The sequence below is a fragment of the Rhizobium sp. IY2 genome (assembly GCF_047532935.1).
In the GTDB taxonomy this organism is placed as follows: Bacteria; Pseudomonadota; Alphaproteobacteria; order Rhizobiales; family Rhizobiaceae; genus Rhizobium; species Rhizobium anhuiense.
In genome coordinates, this window is sequence record NZ_JBLKNU010000030.1 from 1 (window position 1) to 2,818 (window position 2,818).

1 protein-coding gene is annotated in these 2,818 nt (G+C 64.6%); it reads right to left on the reverse strand.

The genetic code is table 11. The features are described from left to right. A partial coding sequence (locus ACMUVN_RS33205; RefSeq protein WP_414816044.1) for an amino acid adenylation domain-containing protein occupies positions 1-2,818 on the reverse strand: 2,818 nt, incomplete at both ends.

Genomic DNA, 2,818 nt, shown 5'->3' on the forward strand with positions numbered 1-2,818 from the left:
GAACCGCTCCGCCGTCAAATCCGGACGGTTCAGGTAGCCGCGAGCCACCCCCGCCCCGCCGATATAAAGCTCGCCAACCGCACCAAACGGAACGGGTGCGCCATGACCGTCCAGAAGATAGATCCGCGTGTTCGCAATCGGACGGCCGATCGGCACATTCGTCGATGCGGAAAAATCTGCAGGGATGTCATGGAAAGCACAACCGACAACCGCTTCCGTTGGGCCATACTCGTTGACCATTCTAGCAGCCGGCTGGATGTGACGCCATAGCTCGACCGTCGAAGACGACAATGCCTCACCGCCAATGACGAGCACCTCCACCTGACTGGCATCTCCAGCCGACTGCAGTTGCTGCCCAAGAACATCCAGAAGCATCGGGGTGATATTGACCAGCCCGCACGGTATGCGGACCCTCAACCTGATCCCCTCGACCTCGTCCCCCTCTTTTGTAAGCAATGCATGGCCGCCAGCGACCAAAGGCGCAAAAAGACTGTTGACCGTGGCATCGAAGGCGAGCGAAGAGGAGACGACGGAGGAGGATGTGGGAGCATAGCTCTCACGAGCCCAGCTTAGATAATTGGTCATCCCGCGATGCTCGACCATGACGCCCTTCGGCGTGCCGGTGGATCCCGATGTGTAGATGACATAGGCGAGATGGCGCGCTGTCAGGCCGAGGGCATGCGGGTCGGGATCGTCAGCGGACTGATCGGCCCAGGCGGGCGTGGCCGCATTGAGATCGACCACGCTCAGATTGGCGATTGCCTCGGCGCCCAACGCCGCGCGGCCGGCTGCGTCGCAAAGCAGCAGCCGCGGGCCGGCATCGTCGAGCAACTGCCGCAGCCGTTGTCTGGGATAGGCCGGGTCGAGCGGCACATAGGCGCCGCCGGCCTTGAGGATCGCCAGCAGTCCCATCACCATCGCCGGGCTGCGCTCGACGCAGATCGCCACTGGCTGGTCCGGCCTCACCCCGAGCCCGATCAGATGATGGGCCAGCTGGTTGGCATCGGCATTGAGCGCGCCGTAGGAGATCGACTGCTCTTCGAAGACCAGTGCGACCGCGTCGGGCGCCCGGCGCACCTGCGCCTCGAACAGCGCATGCACGCAAAGATCCGACGGATAGTCCACTTCCGTCCGGTTCAACTCCTCCAGCAGGTAACTACGCTCCTCAGCCGGAAGAATGTCGAGCTCGCGCACCGGCCTATCGGGCGCTTGCTCCAGCGCGTCGACCAGTTGCTCGAGCGCCCGCTGCATGTAGCCGCAGACCCGATCGGCGGAGATCGGTTCGACCGCATCCGCCGTGAGCCTCAGCTCCTGACCAAAATCATCCACCGACAATGTCAGCGGGTAGTTGGTCCGTTCCTCGTCCCCCAGCCATTCCATGCCGGACAGCTCGCTTGTTCCCACGCCGGCCATGGCCGGCGTGTTGTGGCGATAGTTCAGCAGCGCACTGAAGAGTGGCGCTGGTGCGGCAATATCGCTGCAGCGTTGCGCCAATGCGAGCGAGGCATGCTCGTGTGAGAGCAATTCGGCCACACGGGCGTGGGCGATACGCACACTTTCCTCGACCCCGGTCTCATCCAGATCCAGCCGCAACGGCAAGGTATTCATGAACAAGCCCATGGCACGGTCGGCGCCGGCACCCGCATGCATGCGGCCGAACAGCACCGTGCCGAACACCACCTGCTCGCGCCCGCTGCTCAGCGCCAGCACCTGGGCCCAGGCCAGATGGCAAAGGCTAGCCAGACTCACCCCCAGCCGCCGCGCCTGGTGGCGCAGTCGGTCGTTGAGCGCCTGCGGCAGCATCCGCCTTGCATCGCGGGATCCGCGGCCGTCGCCGTAGACCTCACTCAGACCGAACGGCAGGGTCGGCTCGTCGATGTCGGCCAGCATCTCCCGGAAGAACGCTTCATGCGCTTTGGCATCCATGCCAAGCCGCGCCTGCACCACCAGGTTGCGGAACGGCTGCGGCGCTGCAAGCTCATGCGCGCCCCCCTGCAGCACGGCCCGGACCTCGGTATGCATCACCTCGGCCGTCGTATGATCGCCGATCATATGGTGCTGCAACACCAAAAGCAGCCAGCGCCCACTGCCCGGTTCGCGCGCGATCACGAACCGCATCAGCGGCGCCCGGCCAAGATCGAGACGGTACTGGCGCGGATCGAACCGCCGCCTGAGCTCATCGGCGCCGGAACCATCACAGCCCTCCAGCTCGACCTCGAGCACATCCAAGGCCGCCTTGCGCCAGACAACCTGCGCCGGGCTCGGCAGGCCCTCCCAGACAAAGGCCGTGCGCAGAATGTCGTGGCGGTCGACCACCTGCTGAACCGCAGCAAGGTAGCGATCAAGCACACTTCGCTCGGCAAAGGCCATCTGCGACACCAGGAGGTAGGGGTCACCCTGGGTTGCCAGCAAATGGTGGAACAGAATGCCGTCCTGCAGCGGCGACAGGCCGTAGATATCCTGGATATTGCCGACGCCGCCGGGCACCGTCGACACGATCCGGTCGATCTCCGGTTGGGTAAGATCGATCAGCGGCAGCATCCGCGGCGTGATCGCCGTACTCTGTTCCATGATCGGATTGGCAGGCACCGCCACCTCCCGGTGGCTGCCAAGACTGGCGGCCAGATCGGCAAGCATCGGCTTTGCAAATACGGTGCGAACCTCGACCCCGAGCGACAGCCGCCGCAGACGCTCCATCATTTGAACGGCCAACAATGAGTGGCCGCCGAGCTCGAAGAAGTTGTCGTGGCGCCCGACCCGCTCGACGCCGAGAAGCTCGGCCCAGATCCCGGCCAGCAGCGTCTCGATCTCGCCCTGC